Source organism: Stenotrophomonas sp. 71799_Sma, assembly GCF_056482505.1.
In genome coordinates this window covers 3,047,153-3,064,584 of record NZ_CM151202.1, presented here as the reverse complement: position 1 = coordinate 3,064,584, position 17,432 = coordinate 3,047,153, and the positions used below count along the sequence as shown (strand labels likewise).

The 17,432-nt window shown below is 64.1% G+C and carries 18 protein-coding genes and 1 tRNA gene; 14 read left to right on the top strand and 5 right to left on the bottom strand.

All coding sequences use genetic code 11. The annotated features are described in order from the left end of the window. Window positions 1-214 precede the first annotated feature (214 nt). The 3 genes from serC to aroA all read left to right on the top strand — a co-directional run bounded on the left by serC (window position 215) and on the right by aroA (window position 3,935). The gene (serC, locus tag ACZK4Z_RS14330) at window positions 215-1,300 is read left to right on the top strand and encodes a 3-phosphoserine/phosphohydroxythreonine transaminase (RefSeq protein WP_125892025.1); all 1,086 of its coding nucleotides are present in this window, start codon (window positions 215-217) and stop codon (window positions 1,298-1,300) included. A 51-nt stretch (window positions 1,301-1,351) separates the two neighbouring features. Continuing rightward, window positions 1,352-2,551 carry a prephenate dehydratase gene (pheA, locus tag ACZK4Z_RS14325; protein WP_014037689.1) on the top strand — a complete coding sequence of 400 codons (1,200 nt, stop codon included), beginning with the start codon at window positions 1,352-1,354 and terminating at the stop codon, window positions 2,549-2,551. A 76-nt stretch (window positions 2,552-2,627) separates the two neighbouring features. Continuing rightward, the gene (gene aroA / locus ACZK4Z_RS14320; RefSeq protein ID WP_125892023.1) at window positions 2,628-3,935 is read left to right on the top strand and encodes a 3-phosphoshikimate 1-carboxyvinyltransferase; all 1,308 of its coding nucleotides are present in this window, start codon (window positions 2,628-2,630) and stop codon (window positions 3,933-3,935) included. 120 nt (window positions 3,936-4,055) lie between these two features. On the opposite strand, the gene ACZK4Z_RS14315 is transcribed toward aroA, so the two are convergent. Further along, window positions 4,056-4,628 (bottom strand): energy transducer TonB, encoded by a 573-nt coding sequence (locus tag ACZK4Z_RS14315; RefSeq protein ID WP_125892021.1) that lies wholly within the window; start codon window positions 4,626-4,628, stop codon window positions 4,056-4,058. Between the two features lie 119 nt (window positions 4,629-4,747). Beyond that, window positions 4,748-5,386, bottom strand: a complete 639-nt coding sequence (locus ACZK4Z_RS14310; RefSeq protein WP_121503608.1) for an energy transducer TonB — start codon at window positions 5,384-5,386, stop codon at window positions 4,748-4,750. Between the two features lie 113 nt (window positions 5,387-5,499). Here ACZK4Z_RS14310 and serS point away from each other — a divergent pair, with 113 nt between their 5' ends. Next, entirely contained in the window at window positions 5,500-6,780 is a 1,281-nt protein-coding gene (serS, locus tag ACZK4Z_RS14305; protein WP_125892019.1) for a serine--tRNA ligase, read from the top strand. A gap of 142 nt (window positions 6,781-6,922) precedes the next feature. Here the strand turns inward: serS and ACZK4Z_RS14300 are convergent, their stop codons facing one another. Next, entirely contained in the window at window positions 6,923-7,273 is a 351-nt protein-coding gene (locus tag ACZK4Z_RS14300; RefSeq protein WP_125892017.1) for an SH3 domain-containing protein, read from the bottom strand. Window positions 7,274-7,496: 223 nt separating this feature from the next. Next, window positions 7,497-8,084, bottom strand: coding sequence for an FMN-dependent NADH-azoreductase (locus tag ACZK4Z_RS14295; protein ID WP_032129793.1), 588 nt, complete (start codon window positions 8,082-8,084; stop codon window positions 7,497-7,499). A gap of 122 nt (window positions 8,085-8,206) precedes the next feature. On the opposite strand from ACZK4Z_RS14295, the gene ACZK4Z_RS14290 reads away from it, so the two are divergent. Beyond that, window positions 8,207-9,199 (top strand): LysR family transcriptional regulator, encoded by a 993-nt coding sequence (locus ACZK4Z_RS14290; protein ID WP_005410175.1) that lies wholly within the window; start codon window positions 8,207-8,209, stop codon window positions 9,197-9,199. Between the two features lie 81 nt (window positions 9,200-9,280). On the opposite strand, the gene ACZK4Z_RS14285 is transcribed toward ACZK4Z_RS14290, so the two are convergent. After that, a complete protein-coding gene (locus tag ACZK4Z_RS14285) occupies window positions 9,281-10,351 on the bottom strand; it encodes a DUF4241 domain-containing protein (protein ID WP_125892015.1) in 1,071 nt (356 codons plus the stop codon). 124 nt (window positions 10,352-10,475) lie between these two features. On the opposite strand from ACZK4Z_RS14285, the gene ACZK4Z_RS14280 reads away from it, so the two are divergent. The 9 genes from ACZK4Z_RS14280 to ACZK4Z_RS14240 all read left to right on the top strand — a co-directional run bounded on the left by ACZK4Z_RS14280 (window position 10,476) and on the right by ACZK4Z_RS14240 (window position 17,329). Next, window positions 10,476-10,565, top strand: a tRNA-Ser gene (locus ACZK4Z_RS14280). Between the two features lie 137 nt (window positions 10,566-10,702). Beyond that, on the top strand, window positions 10,703-12,172 hold the full coding sequence (locus ACZK4Z_RS14275) for a site-specific integrase (RefSeq protein ID WP_065427970.1): 1,470 nt from the start codon (window positions 10,703-10,705) through the stop codon (window positions 12,170-12,172). Further along, window positions 12,172-12,903, top strand: a complete 732-nt coding sequence (locus tag ACZK4Z_RS14270; RefSeq protein ID WP_006375976.1) for a hypothetical protein — start codon at window positions 12,172-12,174, stop codon at window positions 12,901-12,903. Before ACZK4Z_RS14275 ends, ACZK4Z_RS14270 begins: the two co-directional genes overlap by 1 nt. Window positions 12,904-13,008: 105 nt before the next feature. Next, window positions 13,009-13,362, top strand: coding sequence for a hypothetical protein (locus ACZK4Z_RS14265; protein WP_012480712.1), 354 nt, complete (start codon window positions 13,009-13,011; stop codon window positions 13,360-13,362). Between the two features lie 107 nt (window positions 13,363-13,469). Then, window positions 13,470-14,126, top strand: coding sequence for a DNA N-6-adenine-methyltransferase (locus ACZK4Z_RS14260; RefSeq protein WP_049400621.1), 657 nt, complete (start codon window positions 13,470-13,472; stop codon window positions 14,124-14,126). Beyond that, window positions 14,119-14,370 carry a hypothetical protein gene (locus ACZK4Z_RS14255; protein WP_006375905.1) on the top strand — a complete coding sequence of 84 codons (252 nt, stop codon included), beginning with the start codon at window positions 14,119-14,121 and terminating at the stop codon, window positions 14,368-14,370. The genes ACZK4Z_RS14260 and ACZK4Z_RS14255 overlap by 8 nt, the downstream gene beginning before the upstream one ends. A gap of 9 nt (window positions 14,371-14,379) precedes the next feature. Further along, the gene (locus ACZK4Z_RS14250; protein ID WP_006375902.1) at window positions 14,380-14,643 is read left to right on the top strand and encodes a hypothetical protein; all 264 of its coding nucleotides are present in this window, start codon (window positions 14,380-14,382) and stop codon (window positions 14,641-14,643) included. Between the two features lie 502 nt (window positions 14,644-15,145). Continuing rightward, complete coding sequence (locus tag ACZK4Z_RS14245; protein ID WP_141098938.1) at window positions 15,146-15,328, top strand: ribbon-helix-helix protein, CopG family; 183 nt, start codon at window positions 15,146-15,148, stop codon at window positions 15,326-15,328. A 69-nt stretch (window positions 15,329-15,397) separates the two neighbouring features. Then, window positions 15,398-17,329, top strand: coding sequence for a DNA primase family protein (locus tag ACZK4Z_RS14240; protein ID WP_061478955.1), 1,932 nt, complete (start codon window positions 15,398-15,400; stop codon window positions 17,327-17,329). Window positions 17,330-17,432: the final 103 nt, after the last annotated feature.

Genomic DNA, 17,432 nt, shown 5'->3' with positions numbered 1-17,432 from the left:
GAACCGGCCGTATCCGCTCTGGTAGGTGCCGACCTTGGTCGGCACGCTCCTTCGGCGGGGATGACGCCTGACGGCGTACGCCGACCAAGGTCGGCGACTACCGGGGCAATGCTGCTGGCCAATGGATTCCAATGAAACCAAATTTCCCTTGCCGCACAAGGCCGCAAGGCTGGTGCACTGCGGCATACTAGGGGTCTTGCCCCACAGGTGTGACATGACGCGCGCGTTCAACTTCAGTGCCGGCCCTGCAACCTTGCCGGAATCGGTCCTGCGCCAGGCGCAGGCGGAAATGCTGGACTGGCACGGTACCGGTGCCTCGATCGTGGAAATGAGCCATCGCGGCGCGGAGTTCATGTCCGTGGCCGCCGAGGCCGAGGCCGACCTGCGTCGCCTGCTCGATATCCCCGAAGACTATGCGGTGCTGTTCCTGTCCGGTGGCGCCACCACCCAGCAGGCGCTGATCCCGCTCAACTTCGCCGCCCCGGGCCAGCGTGCCGATTACGTGGTCAGTGGCCACTGGGGCAAGACGGCGGTCAAGCAGGCCGGTGTCTACGTCGACGTCAACATCGCCGCCAGCAGCGAGGCCGATGGTTACCGCACGCTGCCGCCGCGCGCCGACTGGCAGCTGTCGCCCGATGCCGCCTACGTGCACATCACCGCCAACGAAACCATCCACGGCGTCGAGTTCCGTGATGTGCCCGACACCGGCGGCGTCCCGCTGATCGCCGACTTCAGCTCGTCCATCGCCAGCGAACCGCTGGATGTGCGCCGTTATGGCGTGATCTACGCCGGCGCGCAGAAGAACCTGGGCCCGGTCGGCATCGCGGTGATGATCATCCGCCGCGATCTGCTCGAGCGCAGCGGCCAGCCGCGCGCGGACATCTTCGACTACCGCTCGCACGTTGCCCGCGATTCGATGCTCAACACCCCGCCGACCTGGAACTGGTACCTGGCCGGCCTGGTGTTCAAGTGGATGCTGGCCGAAGGTGGCGTGGCCGAGTTCGCCAAGCGCAATGCCGCCAAGGCCGCGCTGGTATACGGCGCCATCGATGGTTCCGGGGGCTTCTACCGCAACGAGGTCGCACACCCGGCACGCTCGCGGATGAACATCCCGTTCTTCCTGCCCAATGCCGAGCTTGATGCCCGTTTCGTCGCCGAAGCCAAGGCCGCCGGCCTGCTGGCGCTGAAGGGGCACAAGGTGGTCGGGGGCATCCGCGCCTCGCTGTACAACGCCATGCCGCTGGCCGGGGCCGAGGCGCTGGTCGCCTTCATGGCCGATTTCCAGCAGCGTCACGGCTGAGCAATGAACGGCGCGCACCGTCGGGTGCGGGCCCCGTAACAAGGAACTCCGATGGCAAGCAGCAAATCCAGCAAGAAGGCGCCAAAGAAGGCCGAACCGGCCAAGGACAGCGCGCCCACCAAGGCGAAGGGCAAGGCCAAGGCCGCGTCGAACCCGGCACCCACCCTGGCGCCGCTGGCGCTGGCCGATGTGCGCTCGAAGATCGACCAGATCGACCGCGACATCCAGAGCCTGATCGCCGAGCGCGCGCGCTTCGCCCACCAGGTCGGCAAGGCCAAGGGCAAGCTTGCCGCCGCCGTCGACTACTACCGCCCCGAGCGCGAAGCGCAGGTGCTGCGCATGGTGGTGGACCGTAACGAAGGCCCGCTCAGCGATGAGCTGCTGGTGCACGTCTACCGCGAGATCATGTCGGCCTGTCTGGCCCAGCAGGAGCCACTGAAGATCGGCTACCTCGGCCCGGAAGGCACCTTCAGCCAGCAGGCCGTGCTCAAGCACTTCGGCCGCTCGGCGCTGGGCCTGCCGATGGCCAGCATCGAGGAAGTGTTCCAGGAAGTGGAAGCGGGCAACGCCGATTTCGGCGTGGTGCCAGTGGAGAATTCCGGGCAGGGCACCATCCAGATCACCCTGGACATGTTCCTGACCTCCAACCTGAAGATCTGTGGCGAAGTGGAACTGCGCGTGCAGCAGTACCTGATGTCGCGCAGCGGCCGCATCGAGGACATCGAGCGCATCTATGCGCACCCGCAGTCGTTCATGCAGACCTCAGCCTGGCTGCGCGCCAACCTGCCGAAGGCCGAGAAAATTCCGGTGTCGAGCAATGCCGAAGGTGCGCGCCGTGCGCGCAACGCCGATGACGCGGCGGCCATCGGTGGCGAGAGTGCCGGCCACGTGTACGGCCTGAAGAAGGTGGTCACCAAGCCGATCCAGAACGACGCCGACAACACCACCCGCTTCCTGGTGGTGGGTCGCAACATCTTCCCGACCTCCGGCCACGACCGCACGTCGGTGCTGGTGTTCATCCATGACAAGCCCGGTGCGCTGTTCGACGTGCTCAGCCCGTTCGCCCGCCACGGCATCAGCATGAACCGCATCGAGTCGCGTCCGTCGCACCACGGCAAGTGGGAATACGGCTTCTTCATCGACCTGGCCGGCCACATCGACGACGCGCCGATGCAGGCCGCGCTGGCCGAACTGGAAGCGCACTCGGCGCAGATCAAGGTGCTCGGCTCCTATCCGGTGGCCGTGCCCTGAGTGCTGCTGCGGTGGCTGCGGCTGCCGCCCCCTGATGCATCGCCGGTGCTGCCGGCGTTTACGGAATGATCGAACGATGAGCAACGCGCAACACTGGATTGCCCGCAAGGGCCAGCCGCTGCAGGGCAGCCTGACCATTCCCGGCGACAAGTCGGTCTCGCACCGCTCGGTGATGTTCGCCGCGCTGGCCGATGGCACCTCGCATATCGAGGGTTTCCTGGAAGGCGAGGACACCCGCGCCACTGCGCGCATCTTCAGCCAGCTGGGCGTGCGCATCGAAACCCCCAGCCCGTCGCAGCGCATCGTGCACGGCGTCGGTATCGACGGCCTGAAGGCGCCGGATGCGCCGCTGGACTGCGGCAACGCGGGCACCGGCATGCGCCTGTTGGCCGGTCTGCTGGCGGGCCAGGCATTCGACTGCACGCTGATCGGCGATGAGTCGCTGTCCGGCCGCCCGATGCGCCGCGTGACCGGCCCGCTGTCGCAGATGGGCGCGAAGATCGACACCCAGGAAAACGGGACGCCGCCGCTGCACGTGCATGGCGGGCAATCGCTGCACGGCATCGACTTCGCCTCGCCGGTGGCCAGCGCGCAGATCAAGTCGGCGGTGCTGTTGGCCGGCCTGTACGCGCAGGGCGAAACCCAGGTGACCGAGCCGCACCCGACCCGTGACTACACCGAGCGCATGCTGTCCGCGTTCGGCGTGGACATCGAATTCTCGCCCGGCAAGGCACACCTGCGTGGTGGCCAGCGCCTGCGCGCTACTGACATCGTGGTGCCGGCGGACTTCTCTTCGGCTGCGTTCTATCTGGTGGCTGCCAGCATCATTCCGGGCTCCGAGCTGCGCCTGAAGCAGGTCGGCCTGAACCCGCGCCGCACCGGCCTGCTGCACGCGCTGCGCCTGATGGGGGCGGACATCACCGAAGAAAATCCGGCCGAGCAGGGCGGTGAGCCGGTGGCGGATCTGGTGGTGCGCTACGCTCAGTTGAAGGGCGCACGCATTCCGGAAGCACTGGTGCCGGACATGATTGACGAGTTCCCGGCGCTGTTCGTGGCCGCTGCGGCCGCCGAAGGCCAGACCGTGGTGAGCGGTGCGGCCGAGCTGCGGGTGAAGGAATCCGACCGCCTTGCCGCGATGGCCACCGGCCTGCGCGCGCTGGGCATGCAGGTGGATGAAACCGAAGACGGCGCCACCCTGCACGGCGGCGTGCGCCTGGGCAGTGGCACCACCGAAAGCCACGGTGACCATCGCATCGCCATGGCCTTCGCCATCGCCGGCCAGATCAGTGACGGCGAAGTGCGCATCAACGATATCGCCAACGTCGCCACCTCCTTCCCGGACTTCGATGGCCTGGCGCGCAGCGCCGGGTTCAATCTGGCCTGAAAGGCCACGCCCGGCGGATGACGTAACCCGGTGGGTGCCAACCTTGGTTGGCACGCTTCTCCAAATAAAAAGACGGAGGCCGAAGCCTCCGTCGAAACATCACGAACCCCTCGTCCGCGATCAACGCTGCTCGGTACGGAAATCCACCGGGACCCGCACCACGCTTGCTACTGCGCGGCCGTCATGCACCGCAGGCTGGAACTTCCAGTTCTGCACGGTGTTCAGCACCGCACGGTCCAGGTCGCGGCTGCGCTCGCCGCTGCGCGAAACGATCGCAGCGTTGGCGACATTGCCACGGGTATCGACATTGAGGCTGGCGATCACGCTGCCCTGCACGCCACTGCGCAGTGCAGCAGCGGGGTAGGTGGGCATGCGGTTGCTGGCCAGCGGGCGCGCTTCGCGATTACGTACCGCAGGTGCGGCCTTGTGCTGGCTGGAGGCAGGGGCAGCCTGGCGCGTTGCAGGTATTGCTGCATCAGTCACCGCAGCTTGCTCAGGGGCGGGCAACATGCGCTCACCGACCGGTGCCGGCGCCACATCCTCCTGATTGGAATGGCGCAGCCACAGCAGGGCGGCCGCAAACATCGCCACGATCAGCGCGATCCACATCCAGGGCGACGTGGGCTTGTGCTGCACGCTCGAATCCTGCTGCAGCTGCGGCGAATGAAGGTCTTCGTGGGTGGTGGCAGTCATCGCAAACTCCTTCCGTCAACTGACGACGTGGGAAGTGTTGCCCGAGCCATGGACGGGAAGTGTCAGCGCTGCGTCAACGCCACCGGCAGGGTTCAGTTTGCCTGCCGGGAAGCGTTCAGTTACTGCGTCTTGAAGTCGAACGGTACTTCAATGCTGCCGGGCACGGCCTGGCCATTGCTCTGCGCCGGGGTGAAACGCCACCGGCGCACCGCGTCGGTGGCGGCACGGTCGAGGTCGCGTGAACCACTGCGCTGGATCACTGTGGCGTTGTTGGGATAGCCGGTGGCGTCCACGTCTACGCGTACCACCACGGTGCCGGTTTCCCCGGCGCGCAGGGCGGCGGCGGGGTACGACGGCGGCGGCGACTGGCCGGCAATCGGCATCGGCTGGCTGTTGCCGGTCGCAGCCGGCGCAGCGCCCGGGGCGGCCGGGGCCGGCTCGGCGATCGGGGCGGGTGGCGGCGGAGCGGTTTCGACCAGCTTCGGCGCTTCCTCCTCCACCGGTGCCGGCTTGGCGTCAGGCATGTCGCTGGAACCGGCTGCAGCGGCCAAGGGTTCCGGCAGGGGCTCGACCTGGGCAGTTTCCTGCGGGGTCTGTGCGGCCGGGTCGGCGCGGAAGAACTCTTTGTCACGGCCGGTCAGCCAGACCAGCACGAACAGCAGCACGCCCACGCCGAAGGCGATGCCGGCGATCTTCAGGGCGTTGCGCGGGATATGCACAGTGAACGACTTGGCGGACGACGAGCGGGGTGCAGACATGGACCGGACCAGTACGGAATAGCCCGATTCTGCCACGCCGGGAATGAACCGGGCGGCAGAAATCCGTATAACAAGCGATAATCCCATCCCTGATACCCACCACGACACCTGCCATGCTTGATCCAGCCCTGCTCCGCCACCAGCCCGCCGACCTCGCCGAACGCCTGCGCACCAGCCGCGGCTTCGAGCTCGACGTGTCTGCCCTGGAGTCCCTGGAGGCCGATCGCAAGCGCATCCAGGTGCGGACCCAGGAGCTGCAGAGCCTGCGTAACAGCCGTTCCAAGGCCATCGGCCAGGCCAAGGCGAAGGGCGAGGACGTCTCGGCCATGATGGCCGAGGTCGCTGCCTTCGCCGATGAGCTGAAGGCCTCGGAAGTGGCGCTGGACGAGCTGCGCGAGAAGATCGACGCCATCTCGATGGGCATTCCGAACCTGCCGGCCGATGACGTGCCGGCCGGTGCCGACGAGAACGACAACGTCGAGCAGGCGCGCTGGGGAACCCCGCGCCAGTTCGACTTCAAGGTGCTCGATCACGTCGAACTGGGCGCCCGCAACGGTTGGCTGGACGGCGAAACCGCCGCCAAGCTGTCCGGTTCGCGCTTCACCGTGCTGCGCGGCCCGATCGCGCGCCTGCACCGTGCGCTGGCCCAGTTCATGGTCGACCTGCACACCGGTGAGCACGGCTACGAGGAAACCAACGTGCCGCTGCTGGTCAACGCCGATTCGCTGCGCGGCACCAGCCAGCTGCCGAAGTTCGAGGACGACCTGTTCAAGACCGCCGTGGGCGATTCCACGCGCTACCTGATCCCGACCTCGGAAGTGCCGCTGACCAACATCGTGCGCGATGAGATCGTCGATGCCGAGCGCCTGCCGCTGCGCATGACCGCCCACTCGATGTGCTTCCGTGCCGAGGCCGGCAGCGGTGGCCGCGACGTGCGCGGCATGATCCGCCAGCACCAGTTCGAGAAGGTCGAGCTGGTCTCGATCAGCCGCCCGGAAGACAGCGACGCCGAACACCAGCGCATGACCCGTTGCGCCGAAGTGGTTCTGGAAAAGCTGGGCCTGCCGTACCGCAAGGTGCTGCTGTGCACCGGCGACATGGGCTTCTCGGCGGTGAAGACCTACGACCTGGAAGTCTGGCTGCCGTCGCAGGAGACCTACCGCGAGATCTCCTCGTGCTCGAACTGTGGTGACTTCCAGGCCCGCCGCATGCAGGCCCGCTGGCGCAACCCGGCCACCGGCAAACCGGAACTGGCGCATACCCTGAACGGTTCGGGCGTGGCGGTGGGCCGCGCGATGATCGCGGTGATGGAGAACTACCAGAACGCCGACGGCAGCATCACCGTGCCGGAGGCCCTGCGCCCGTACATGGGTGGCCTGGAAACCATCGGCTGATAGCCTGATGGGGTGGGTGCCATGCTTGCATGGCACTGCTCTGGCTCTGGTGGGTGCCATGCTTGCATGGCACCGTATCCACGCATGGCGTGGATCTACGATGCGGGCTACATCCACGCAATGCGTGGATGAACCACCGTGATCACTCCACAACCCGCACCTTCTCCAACGGCACCCAGCCCGGTTCACCCGTCTCCGGCACGCACCACGTCCAGCCATTGAGCGTGCGCTCGCCACGCAGCAGCTGCCCGGGATCCACATTCAGTTCGCGCGCACAGTAGTCTTCCGTGGCAAATGCGCCACCCTGCGCGTCGCGGCCGATCACCGGCGCGGGCACGAATCCCGGCTGCTGGCCCTCTGCCTCGCACAGGAACCAGTCTTCCCAGCCTTCAGGCCCTTCATAACGTTCGCCCACCACCAGCGCCTGGCCACGGCGCAGGGTGATCGGGTGCGGAAATTCGCTGCGGTGTGCAGTGGTCACGATGTAGTTCATGGCCCCAGCCTAACGTTCTGGTGAGCGTCGCGCATGGCAGCGTATCCATGCGCACGTGCGGTAGAGCCACGCCATGCGTGGATGACGTAGCGCTCAGTCCATACGCCACAAAAAAACGGCCCCGCAAAGCGGGGCCGCCAGGGTGGGCCGGGATGGGGGAGGGGATCCCGGCCCGCGTTCAGCGCCCAGACGAGGAGAGAGCGGCGCCGAACGCTGGAACGCGTTACGCCGCGGCGGCCTCGGCCGCTTCGTGCGACGGCAGCGCAGCCAGTGCGCCGGCAATGGCGTCTTCGCGGTGCTGCGGCGAGTAGGCGATGCCTTCGGCACGTACGAACTCGACATCGTTGATGCCCCAGAAGGCAAACGTCTGGCGCAGGAACGGCTCCTGGAAGTCCGCGGGCGAATCGGTGTAGATGCCGCCACGGCTGCTGGCGATGATCACTCGCTTGCCACCGGCCAGACCGACCGGGCCGTTCTCGGTGTACTTGAAGGTGCGCCCGGCCACGGCCACGCGGTCGATCCAGGCCTTCAGGGTGGACGGAATGCTGAAGTTGTACATCGGCGCGCCGATCACCACGATGTCGGCCGCCAGGAACTGCTCGAGTACCTGTTCAGCATCGGCGGCTTCGGCAGCGTCGGCCTTGGCAAGCGATCCGCTGCGCAGGTGCGGTACCGGATTGGCGTCAAGATCGCGATAATCAACCTGCAGGCCGTCGATCTGCTGCGTGAACTGGGCCACCACGGCGGCGGTCAGGTGGCGGGAGACGGAGTTGTCGCCAAGCACGCTGGCGTCGATGTGCAGAAGCTTCATGGCAGTACCTATGTTCGGGAGAGGTGGCGGACTTGCCGCCGACGGAGAGAACGATAGGTTGTTGCAAAGGCGGGATAAAGGTGGTTGAATGCCACGTATTGTTCTAGATATGGAACTCGGGCATGCATGACCTGAATGATCTGTACTACTTCGCGATGGTGGTCGACCATGGCGGATTCGCCGCCGCCGAGCGTGCACTGGGTATCCCCAAGTCGCGCCTGAGCCGCCGCATCAGCCAGCTGGAAACCGACCTGGGCGTTCGCCTGCTGCAGCGCTCCACGCGTCGTTTCGCCGTCACCGATGTCGGCACCAGCGTGCACCGCCACGCGCAGACGATGCTGGCCGAGGCACAGGCCGCACGCGAAGTGGTGGACCGCCTCAGCGCGGAACCGCGCGGCGTGGTGCGCGCCAGCGTGCCGGTATCGCTGGCGCAGATGCAGCTGCCCAAGCTGCTGCCCAAGTTCCTTGAGCAGTACCCGAAGGTGCGCCTGCAGCTGAACATCAGCAACCGCCGCGTGGACATCATCAACGAAGGCTACGACGTGGCCCTGCGCGTGCGTTCGCGCCTGGACGATGACGGCAGCCTGGTGATGCGCAGCTTCGGCCAGGTGCAGGAATTGCTGGTGGCCAGCCCGAAGTACCTGGACCGCGCCGGCCGGCCGAAGGATCCGGAAGAATTGACCCAGCATGTCACCCTCAGCATCAGCGAAGACGAAGCCCGCCAACGCTGGGAGCTGCACGGGCCGGAAGGCGAAGTGCGCCGGGTCGACCTGCAGCCGCGCGTGGCCGGCTTCGACTTCCCGCTGCTGCAGAGCATGGTGAAGGACGGTTTCGGCATCACCATGCTGCCGGAAACCGTGTGCGCCGACGCCGTGCGCAACGGCGAGCTGGAAGTGGTGCTGCCGGACTGGTCGCTGCCGCAGGGCGTGTGCCATGCCGTGTTCGCCTCGCGCCGCGGCCTGCTGCCGGCGGTGCGCGTGTTCATCGACTTCCTGGCCGAGCACCTGCCGCCGCAACTGGAGGCCTCGCGCCTGGATTGCGGTGGCGCCTGTGAAAAGGCCAAGGAGCGGATCAAGGCCAGTGCGCTGGGCGCGTTGGCGGTGGACGCGGGCTGAGGCACCCACCCGTAACTGCACCGCCAATCTGTGAAACGGTAGCGCCGGGCCATGCCCGGCGTTGCTGCTTTCCGGCCCCGGTCAGTTCCGGCCAAACAGCCGGTCCCAGAAGCTGCGCCGCGGCGGTGCGGCCGATGTGGGCTCGGCAATGACCGGTGCTTCCAGGACCGCCATCAGCTCCGCGCTGCGCGGCTTCTTCAGGAAGCGGGCGTAATCCAAGTAGCTGGTCACCTTGCTCATGTGCAGGCGCTCGGGCATTGCGGGCAACGCGCCGCCCTGCAGCAGCACCCGCAGTGCCTCTGGGCGGTCCAGGCGGATCGCCTCGAACAGCGCGGTGCCGCCACAGCCCGGCTCGATCTGGTTGGCGCGCTGTGGCGCATCCTTCAACAGCTCTCGCAGCGCATCCGGGTCGTCGCGGTCCACGGCGGCAACCAGTCGTGCCAGCGCTTCAGCTTCTTCGGGTGGGAGGCTATCGCGATAGGCCTGGTCGGCGATCTCGCGCTCGTCGCGCCCATCACCGCCCTGGATGCACAGGAAGTCGGTGACCAGGGCGACCGGAATGCCGGAGGTATCCAGCGCCCAGTAGCTGGGATAGACGCCGTCGCCCCAGCCGCTGGTGAATACGACCAGGCCGTGTGGAGAGTCCTCGCCCCACGGGCGGTACTCGGCGCCTTCATCCAGGCCGTCATGGTCGATCAGCGCATCCGACCATTCGCTGTCTTCGTCGCCATCGGCCTGTTCGATCAGGGCCAGCAGTGCCTGCTGGGTGTTGGTATCCATGAAGCATCCGATGCCGGCGTCGACCGGATAGCCAATGAAGCTGTCCTCATCCAGTCCAGTGAGGTCCTGCGTGGTCCAGCGCGCCATCTGCCAGTGCAGGGCAGACGCAGTGAGGGCTTCGCGGGGCTTGAACCAGACCACGGCCAGGGCCGGGCGGCCGCTGTGCACGATGATTTCGACCGGATGCCGGCCTAGGGGGGCGGTGTAGTCGGCCAGCGCCGGCGCCTCGGCCTGGACCAGCGGATCGCAGACCACCACATGCCCACTGCTGACCGGCAGGTGCCCGGCGAACGTGCGGTGCAGGGCCACTGCGGCCAGCTGGGTGTCGTCCAGCAGGGTGGTGCGCAGGTTGGCCAGATCGAGGTGGGCCATGGGGGCTCCGATTGCAGTGAAGGCCCCACCGTGCCGGATGCGAAGGGCGGGGGCAAGGGTGGTCTTGGGCAAATGCTCTTCACGTGCGAGAATACGCCGCTGCCCGGGCGACCGGGACCCGATTGGAGAGATGGCCGAGCGGTTTAAGGCACCGGTCTTGAAAACCGGCGAAGGGTTAAACCTTCCGTGGGTTCGAATCCCACTCTCTCCGCCAATCCTTAGTAAGTGTTTGTTTTTAAACGACATTTTTTAAGGTCTTGAAGGGCGGCTTGGGGCACAAATCGGGGCACAACTCCGATGCGATTACCAAGCTATCTCACTCGCTCTTCCACAGGTCGTTACCAGTTTCGCATGCGCGTTCCGACGGACATGCGCGGTATCGTCGGCAAACCTTTCGTCAAGCATCCCTTGGGCATCCAACTGCATAGCGCAAGAGTGGCTGCCTTGGCCATCGCGCAGCGTTATGCTCAAGCATTCGATGCCATCAGGGATGGGTGCATGACCAAGAAGGGACTCACGGTTGAGGATGTTCTGCGCAGCGTCGCGGAGAACGGCTCCCGGCGTTATGAAATTGACTTGCCGGGCTTCCGTCTTCGGACCACGGATGCGGCCGACCATGCTCGAGCAATGGAGGCGCTGGAAGAAATCGGCAAGTTCCACTTCCGTGATGCGGGTGCAGTTCCGGCGGCGGCTGGGCCAAACCCGTTGGAATCAGCGGCGGCGCAGCCCCTGCCATCTGAGACCATCAGCCTGATCGATGCGAAGCGAATCTGGCAGGATAAAGTCGCCGCCGAGGACATCGAGGTCAAAACGGTCGGCATCAAACTGCTTCCCGTGACAGAGCTGATCGAGTTCTTGGGCGCCGAGCGCGAGCTGCACACCATCACGCGGCCTGAGATGGCCCGCTTCTACGACCATTTGGCCAAGCGCGGGTTAACGCGTTCTACGCTCAACAATCGCCAGAGCTACCTCGCAGGAAAGAGAGGATTCTTCACTTGGGCAATGGCTTCAGGCTACGTGCTCAAGGGAGACAATGTCGCCGCAGGTCACGTCAGCGTTTCGATGGCGGAGAAGCGCAAGCGCAGAAAATTTGGCTTCCAGGCCTTTACCTTGGATCAGGTTCATCAACTCTTCGCGCCTGATAGCTTCAAGCAGCTTTCAACGGGAGCGCGCTGGGCGGCTTTGTTGGGCCTGTATACGGGCGCCCGGGCAGGTGAGGTGGGGCAGCTGTTTACCCTCGACGTCAAGGAAGAGGAGGGAATCCCGTGCATACGGTTTACCGATGAGGGGGAGGATCAGCGATTGAAGACCGATGTTTCCAATCGGGTCGTCCCGTTGCATCCCGACCTGATCAAGCTTGGTTTCTTGGACTACGTCGCCGAACGAAGGGAGAGCGGGGACTGGCGATTGTTTCCGCAGGCTGACAGTAAGGCGAAGAATGGTGCGGGGAACTGGATATCGAAGGCGTTCAGCTACTACCTCCAAAAGCACAGTGGTGGGTGGTCGAAAGCGAAACGTGGTTTCCATAGTCTCCGAAAGACCGTGATTCAGGAGATGCAGGGCAGCGGTGTGGCCTCTGAGATGCGAGCCCAAATCGTCGGCCACGAATTGGACGACGAACACCACGCGACTTACAGCAGGCCCTTTACGGTGAGTGAGAAGCTCAACGGTGCCGGAGGAACGCCAGCTTTGGGTGTCCTAGATTACGGAATCGACCTGGAGGCGCTGCGCACCCTGCCGGCGCGCAAGGTCGGGCGGCGAAGCAGCAATGCTGCCGCGCGCTCTTCAAAGGTCGGCCGTAAGGGGAGCGAGCCGAACTAATGGCCCTTACTGCTGCTGATGCTTACCGCCGCGCCATCGATCGCTTTCTCGGCAAGCTCTCTGGCACCGAAAACGTGGGCCAGATGGAGAAGAAGATCGCAGACCATTTGCGCCTAGCGAAACAGCGGCCCAAGGTGGACGTGGCGTTGAGCTTCAATGAGGCCGCTGGGGTGTTGGCGATCAGCACGGCCCAATTGCAACACCTCTTGAAGGAACACTCCCCAAAAGGGACGCTGTTCACGGTGAAGGGAACTCGCAAGCGCTCGACCACCCTTGTTCCGTTGATGGCCTGGGCAGCCGAGCTCAAGGCTAAGGGCCTGTGGAAGCCGTTGAGCGAACGGGGCGTTGCGATCGACACCCTCCTAACTGCAGAACTGCCGTTTCTGGTGGCCAAAGGGTCCAAGGCTAAGCAGTTCTTCCTGGAGCCACTGACTGACCAACCCATCAGCGATGCGTTAATTCGCCAGCTCCAAGCATTGGGCGTGCAAATCGGGCTTGGGATTCGGGTCTGCACGCTGACCGAGGCCTTCGCCCAGCCTTGGCAAAACCCTGACGTCAAGCGCCAGTGGGTGGACGCATTCAACAACGCAGCCCAAGCCCAGGCCAGCCGTCTGCGGGACCTGGCTCAGCAGCTCGACGCCTCGCGAGCTGGGGTGATCGAACAAGCGCTGCACGAACGCCTGCAGCCGGCGCCTCCAAAGATGCCCGACAAGCGCAATGGGCGAATGTAACGGCTGCTAACGGATATTGGAGGCCTCCAATATCCGTATCGATGGAGGCTCTCAGTTCGGATGATTACTCCAACGCCTCGGTGGTCGGGGCGATGGAGCAAGCCGATGGGCCTCGATATGTATGCGGTCAAGACCCGCACTGATGTGCGAGATCGCACTCAAGAACTATTTTTCTACTGGCGAAAGCATCCGAACCTTCATGGTTGGATGTTCAAGTTGCACAGTGCTAGGACGGGGCAGGTTGATCCCTTCGATTTCAACCAAGTTCCCGTATTCCTTGGATTGGACGATCTTGATGCGTTGGAACAGGCTGTGCTGAACGATGATTTGCCTTATACCCAAGGCTTCTTCTTCGGTGAATCGGATCCCGATCGAGCTGAAGAAGATCTGGACTTCATTGCGCAGGCCCGCGCATTGATCAACGACGGTTGGGACGTGTTCTACAACTCTTGGTGGTAACCCGCCGCCAGCAGCGCCTCTCGGGCTGGTTCAAGCCCAACTCCCAAAACCCATTCTTCAACGCGGCAACGCAGCCGTGCTGACGGAGCCTTGCCTGGAGAATCCTCATGCAGCCCAAGTCCAACGTTCTGCCGTTCAACGCAGCAACCCGCTCCAAGCGCCTCGTAGCGGCTAAACCCACCCGGCTCACCTCCGTTTGCTACAAGGCAAGCGACAAGGCCCACACGAGCGTCGATTGGTATACCCCGCCTGCCATCGTCAGGGCGCTGGGGGGAAGGCGCGGCTTTGACCTCGATCCTTGCACGCCCGAAGACCCGTCGCGGCTGCCCGCACCCACGGCCAGCCGGATGATCCCGCCGAGCCAGGACGGCTTGGCTACGCCGTGGCCCAAGCAGGCATTCGTGTGGATGAATCCGCCTTACGGAAAAGGGATTGAGAAGTGGTTGAGCAAGCTGGCCAACCACCCCGGCGGCGGTATCGCCCTGGTGCCGGTCAACATGGAGACGGGATGGATGCACGACTGCGTGCTTTCCCACCCCAACGCGACGGCGATCCTGTTCACCCGTGGGAGGCTGAGGTTTGTGCGTCCCGACGGAACCACCGGCACGGCAGCGCCGTCGGGATCGTTGGTGGTGACTTACGGCAAGCGCGCCGCCGATCACCTTCAGCAAGCGCAGGCGAGCGGTGCGTTGCACGGGAAGTTCTTTGCCATCCAGCGGGTAGGGCAGGTGGCCACGGCGAACCAGGAGAGCTCCAATGGCTGATCGCTGGAACGTTGTTGTCTTGGGCCGCGCGACGGCCGAATTGGAAATCCGAATCGACGCGGACTCAGAGGCGGCAGCCTTGGAGATTCTGAACTCGATGGGAGTGGCTGACATTCATGCCGGTGGCTGGCGTACCGAGTTGGAGGAGATCTACGGCTTTGTGGAGGTCATCAGCCCCGATGGTTCCGAACGCGAAGATCTCAACTGGCCTTGTCCAACCATGCGCCACCACCTCAACTATTAGGAGGAGCCGATGGGAACTTACGAATTCGTCGTCCGGGGTGACTACTTGGTGAGCAAGGTGATTGAGGTCTTTGCCCAGACCCAGTCCGAGGCAATGGAGGCATTCGCGCGACTGTCCTTGGCGGAGTTGGATGCCATCGATTGGCACCATGGCGCCCTTACGATTGAAGAACACGTGGTGGTGACGGAGGTGGAAAGCGGGAGGGAGTTTCAGCATCCGTTCTTGACCGATCGCAAGCGCGAGCAACTGGAGTGTTTGGCCGAAAATGAGTAGGAACTTCCGGCTGCTGGTCTTCCACTAGCCAGCAGCGATCGAAGGCCAGCAGGAAGACCAGTAGTGCAAGGTCGTTGAATCCCAAGGGATTTCTGCGACTAAAAGTGCGCTGCTGGCTTGCTGGCTTTCGATTCAACTCCCCTGTGCAAATGCGTCCAAATCGCATGGAAAGTGTTGGTATCTCAAATTTCAAAACCGATTCTTTTTTGACCCAGCAGACCAGCGGAACGGTTTTCTATGAATGCAAAGCTTTTGGAATCAAGGGTTTGTAGCTGCTGGTCTTCCTGCTGGTCTTCCTGCTGGTCTTCTCTTTCTGCTGGCTAATGGAAGACCAGCAGGGAAGGGAAAGCCAGCAGAACAGGGCTTCCGGAAAAAGTGCGAGAGATTCCGCAGTTTTCGTGTTTAGTCAAAAACCGTGGGTTGCGGAAAGCTCCTGGAGTGGTTGAGTGGAAGTGTCCCCCATGTGGGACACACCAAACCTTTCACCTTCGGAGTTGCCACCGTGAACGCCGCCACCCATCCCTCGTCGCCGCCGACTTACAGCATCCGCGCCAGCGTGAAAAAGCACGTTCGGATCAAACGCCCCTTGGCCGAACGCCTTCGTCTCGCCGCGGCCGAAAACGAGATGACAGAGAGCGAGTTCATTCGCCGCGCCTTGGAAACCGCTCTCCCGCGCGCTGCCTGAGCAAGCCTGTCCCCCCACAACGACAAACCCCCACCGGCCAGGGCGAGGGTTTGAGAGGAGCCAACAACAATGTCTACAACCAATGTGTCCCCAAAAGGGAAGGCTGTCAACCCGACGACGGAAGAGCCAAGCAACATCGTGCCATTCGAAGCGTCGCGCTTCCTGGGTGCGGAAGCCTCCGCCCGCAAGGTCAACCTGGAGGCAGAGGAGCACAAGCAGCTCTACCGCCACTCGGTTGATCGAGAGGGCCAGCGCAAGCCACCGTCGCTCCCCATCCTGTTTGCCCGCCGCACCACCGAATGCGTCGATCGCTTGTGGGCGTGCCAAGCCACCAGCGGCACCGGCGAGATCGTACACCATTGGAACGGTACCTACTGGCAAGCGATCAGCGACGCGGAAGGTGTGGGTGTGGCATCCGATTGGATCGACCGCAACGCCGATTTCGCGGGCAGCCCCAAGCTCGCCAAGGACTGCTGGGACATGGCTTCCCTTCGGCTGCGCCAGAAAAACCCCATGCCAGCCCAAGCCAAGCGGGCCATCGTGCCGGTGGCAGACGGCTACGTGGAAATCCTTCCCGGCGGTTTCCATGTGCTCGCTCCTGATCCCGCCTTGGGCATGACCCACGCGGTCAGGGTGGCCTGTGGTGGCAGGCAGGGCCATGCATACAAGCCCCAGCCTTTGCCGGCTGACTCGCGATTCGCCAAGTTCCTCCGCCAAGCCCACGACGACCCGCGCGTCATCGACCTGCTCCAGGAGCAGTGCGGCATGACCCTGTTGCCGGGTGTCTACAGCCAGGCCGCCTGGTGGCACGGCGTCGCAGGTTCTGGCAAATCCACCCTGGCGGAAATCGTGGAAGCGATGCACCGTCAGGTGGCCCGCTGCAACCTTGAAACTTTGGGCGACCGCTTCAGCCTGGAACCCATGATTGGCGCCAGCCTGATCCTGGTGGACGAAGTGGAGTGCGAGAAGTGGGCCGAAGGTCGGTTCAAGACGATGGTCTCTGGCAATGGCATTGGCATCGACCGGAAGAACCAGAAGCAGCTGGCGAGCTACCATTCCACGGCCAAGTGGATCATCACGTCCAATTCGGCCCCCTTCATCCGCGACAAGAGCAACGGGGTGTGGCGCCGCCTCACCGTCGTGCACTGGAAGAAGGCGGTACCGGTCAACCAGCACGACCCTGATCTGGTCAAGAACATCCTGGCAGAGGAAGGCCAGCTTGTGCTGGACTGGATGCTCGAAGGCGCCCGACGCATCGTGGCCCGTGGTAGGGCGTTGTCCGACACCGACGCCGACATGCCCGAAGCCGTGCGCGCAGCGAAGCTGGCCGCCCGCCATGGCAGCGACCAGGTCATGGCTTGGGCTCAAGCCGAGCGCGTGGTGCGCATTGAGACGGATGAGTGCACGCTTTCCATGCGGCAGGTCTACGAGAACTACAAAAACTGGGGCTACCGACAAGGGCTGGCGGACATCGATCTCCTCACCGGTCGCCAGTTCTGGCGAGGCTTGAAAGAGATGGGCCTGGACGACGGCGCCCGCTCGAACCGTCGCATCAATGGCAAACAGGAAGAATGCGTGCGCCTGCGAATCAACGGAGCAGCCACCGTCGGCGAGGCCTGTGGCGATCTGCCGTTGAGATCATCGGCGACCGTGACAGCACTGCGCGTGGCGCAGGAGCGCTCTCAGTCTTTGGAGCCTTGGGAAACCGATGTGACGCCCACCCTCGAACAGCAAGGGGCTCGGCAGGAAGAGATAGAGCGTCGATTCGACCGCTTGAGCGCTCAGCAGCAGGCGGCTGAGATGGGAGCTCTCCATGCCGATGCGTTGAGGGAGGAGGCAGGGCGCACCAGAGCCAAGGCAATCCAACTCCAGCTGCAGGAACGTATCAATGAACTGGAGATTCGTGCGCTGTTCGGTGAGCCGTTGGCGGGCCGAGAAAGCAGCGAAACCCAAGGTGGCGGAAAGGTGGGAGATGGGGATGCGCGCCAACGGCGGTCGTAAAGGCGGGGCCAAATCCGTGTTCCCATCTTCCGTATCAGCTCTAGCCAATGGATTGGTCGGTGACGCTAACGGTCCAGCCCGGACTTGCCAAATCCGTATCCTG

Excerpts from the sequence above, each read along its gene's own strand:
- serC (WP_125892025.1), top strand. The coding sequence starts at position 215 with ATGACGCGCGCGTTCAACTTCAGTGCCGGCCCTGCAACCTTGCCGGAA.
- pheA (WP_014037689.1), top strand. The coding sequence starts at position 1,352 with ATGGCAAGCAGCAAATCCAGCAAGAAGGCGCCAAAGAAGGCCGAACCG.
- aroA (WP_125892023.1), top strand. The coding sequence starts at position 2,628 with ATGAGCAACGCGCAACACTGGATTGCCCGCAAGGGCCAGCCGCTGCAG.
- ACZK4Z_RS14315 (WP_125892021.1), bottom strand. The coding sequence starts at position 4,628 with ATGACTGCCACCACCCACGAAGACCTTCATTCGCCGCAGCTGCAGCAG.
- ACZK4Z_RS14310 (WP_121503608.1), bottom strand. The coding sequence starts at position 5,386 with ATGTCTGCACCCCGCTCGTCGTCCGCCAAGTCGTTCACTGTGCATATC.
- serS (WP_125892019.1), top strand. The coding sequence starts at position 5,500 with ATGCTTGATCCAGCCCTGCTCCGCCACCAGCCCGCCGACCTCGCCGAA.
- ACZK4Z_RS14300 (WP_125892017.1), bottom strand. The coding sequence starts at position 7,273 with ATGAACTACATCGTGACCACTGCACACCGCAGCGAATTTCCGCACCCG.
- ACZK4Z_RS14295 (WP_032129793.1), bottom strand. The coding sequence starts at position 8,084 with ATGAAGCTTCTGCACATCGACGCCAGCGTGCTTGGCGACAACTCCGTC.
- ACZK4Z_RS14290 (WP_005410175.1), top strand. The coding sequence starts at position 8,207 with ATGCATGACCTGAATGATCTGTACTACTTCGCGATGGTGGTCGACCAT.
- ACZK4Z_RS14285 (WP_125892015.1), bottom strand. The coding sequence starts at position 10,351 with ATGGCCCACCTCGATCTGGCCAACCTGCGCACCACCCTGCTGGACGAC.
- ACZK4Z_RS14275 (WP_065427970.1), top strand. The coding sequence starts at position 10,703 with ATGCGCGTTCCGACGGACATGCGCGGTATCGTCGGCAAACCTTTCGTC.
- ACZK4Z_RS14270 (WP_006375976.1), top strand. The coding sequence starts at position 12,172 with ATGGCCCTTACTGCTGCTGATGCTTACCGCCGCGCCATCGATCGCTTT.
- ACZK4Z_RS14265 (WP_012480712.1), top strand. The coding sequence starts at position 13,009 with ATGGGCCTCGATATGTATGCGGTCAAGACCCGCACTGATGTGCGAGAT.
- ACZK4Z_RS14260 (WP_049400621.1), top strand. The coding sequence starts at position 13,470 with ATGCAGCCCAAGTCCAACGTTCTGCCGTTCAACGCAGCAACCCGCTCC.
- ACZK4Z_RS14255 (WP_006375905.1), top strand. The coding sequence starts at position 14,119 with ATGGCTGATCGCTGGAACGTTGTTGTCTTGGGCCGCGCGACGGCCGAA.
- ACZK4Z_RS14250 (WP_006375902.1), top strand. The coding sequence starts at position 14,380 with ATGGGAACTTACGAATTCGTCGTCCGGGGTGACTACTTGGTGAGCAAG.
- ACZK4Z_RS14240 (WP_061478955.1), top strand. The coding sequence starts at position 15,398 with ATGTCTACAACCAATGTGTCCCCAAAAGGGAAGGCTGTCAACCCGACG.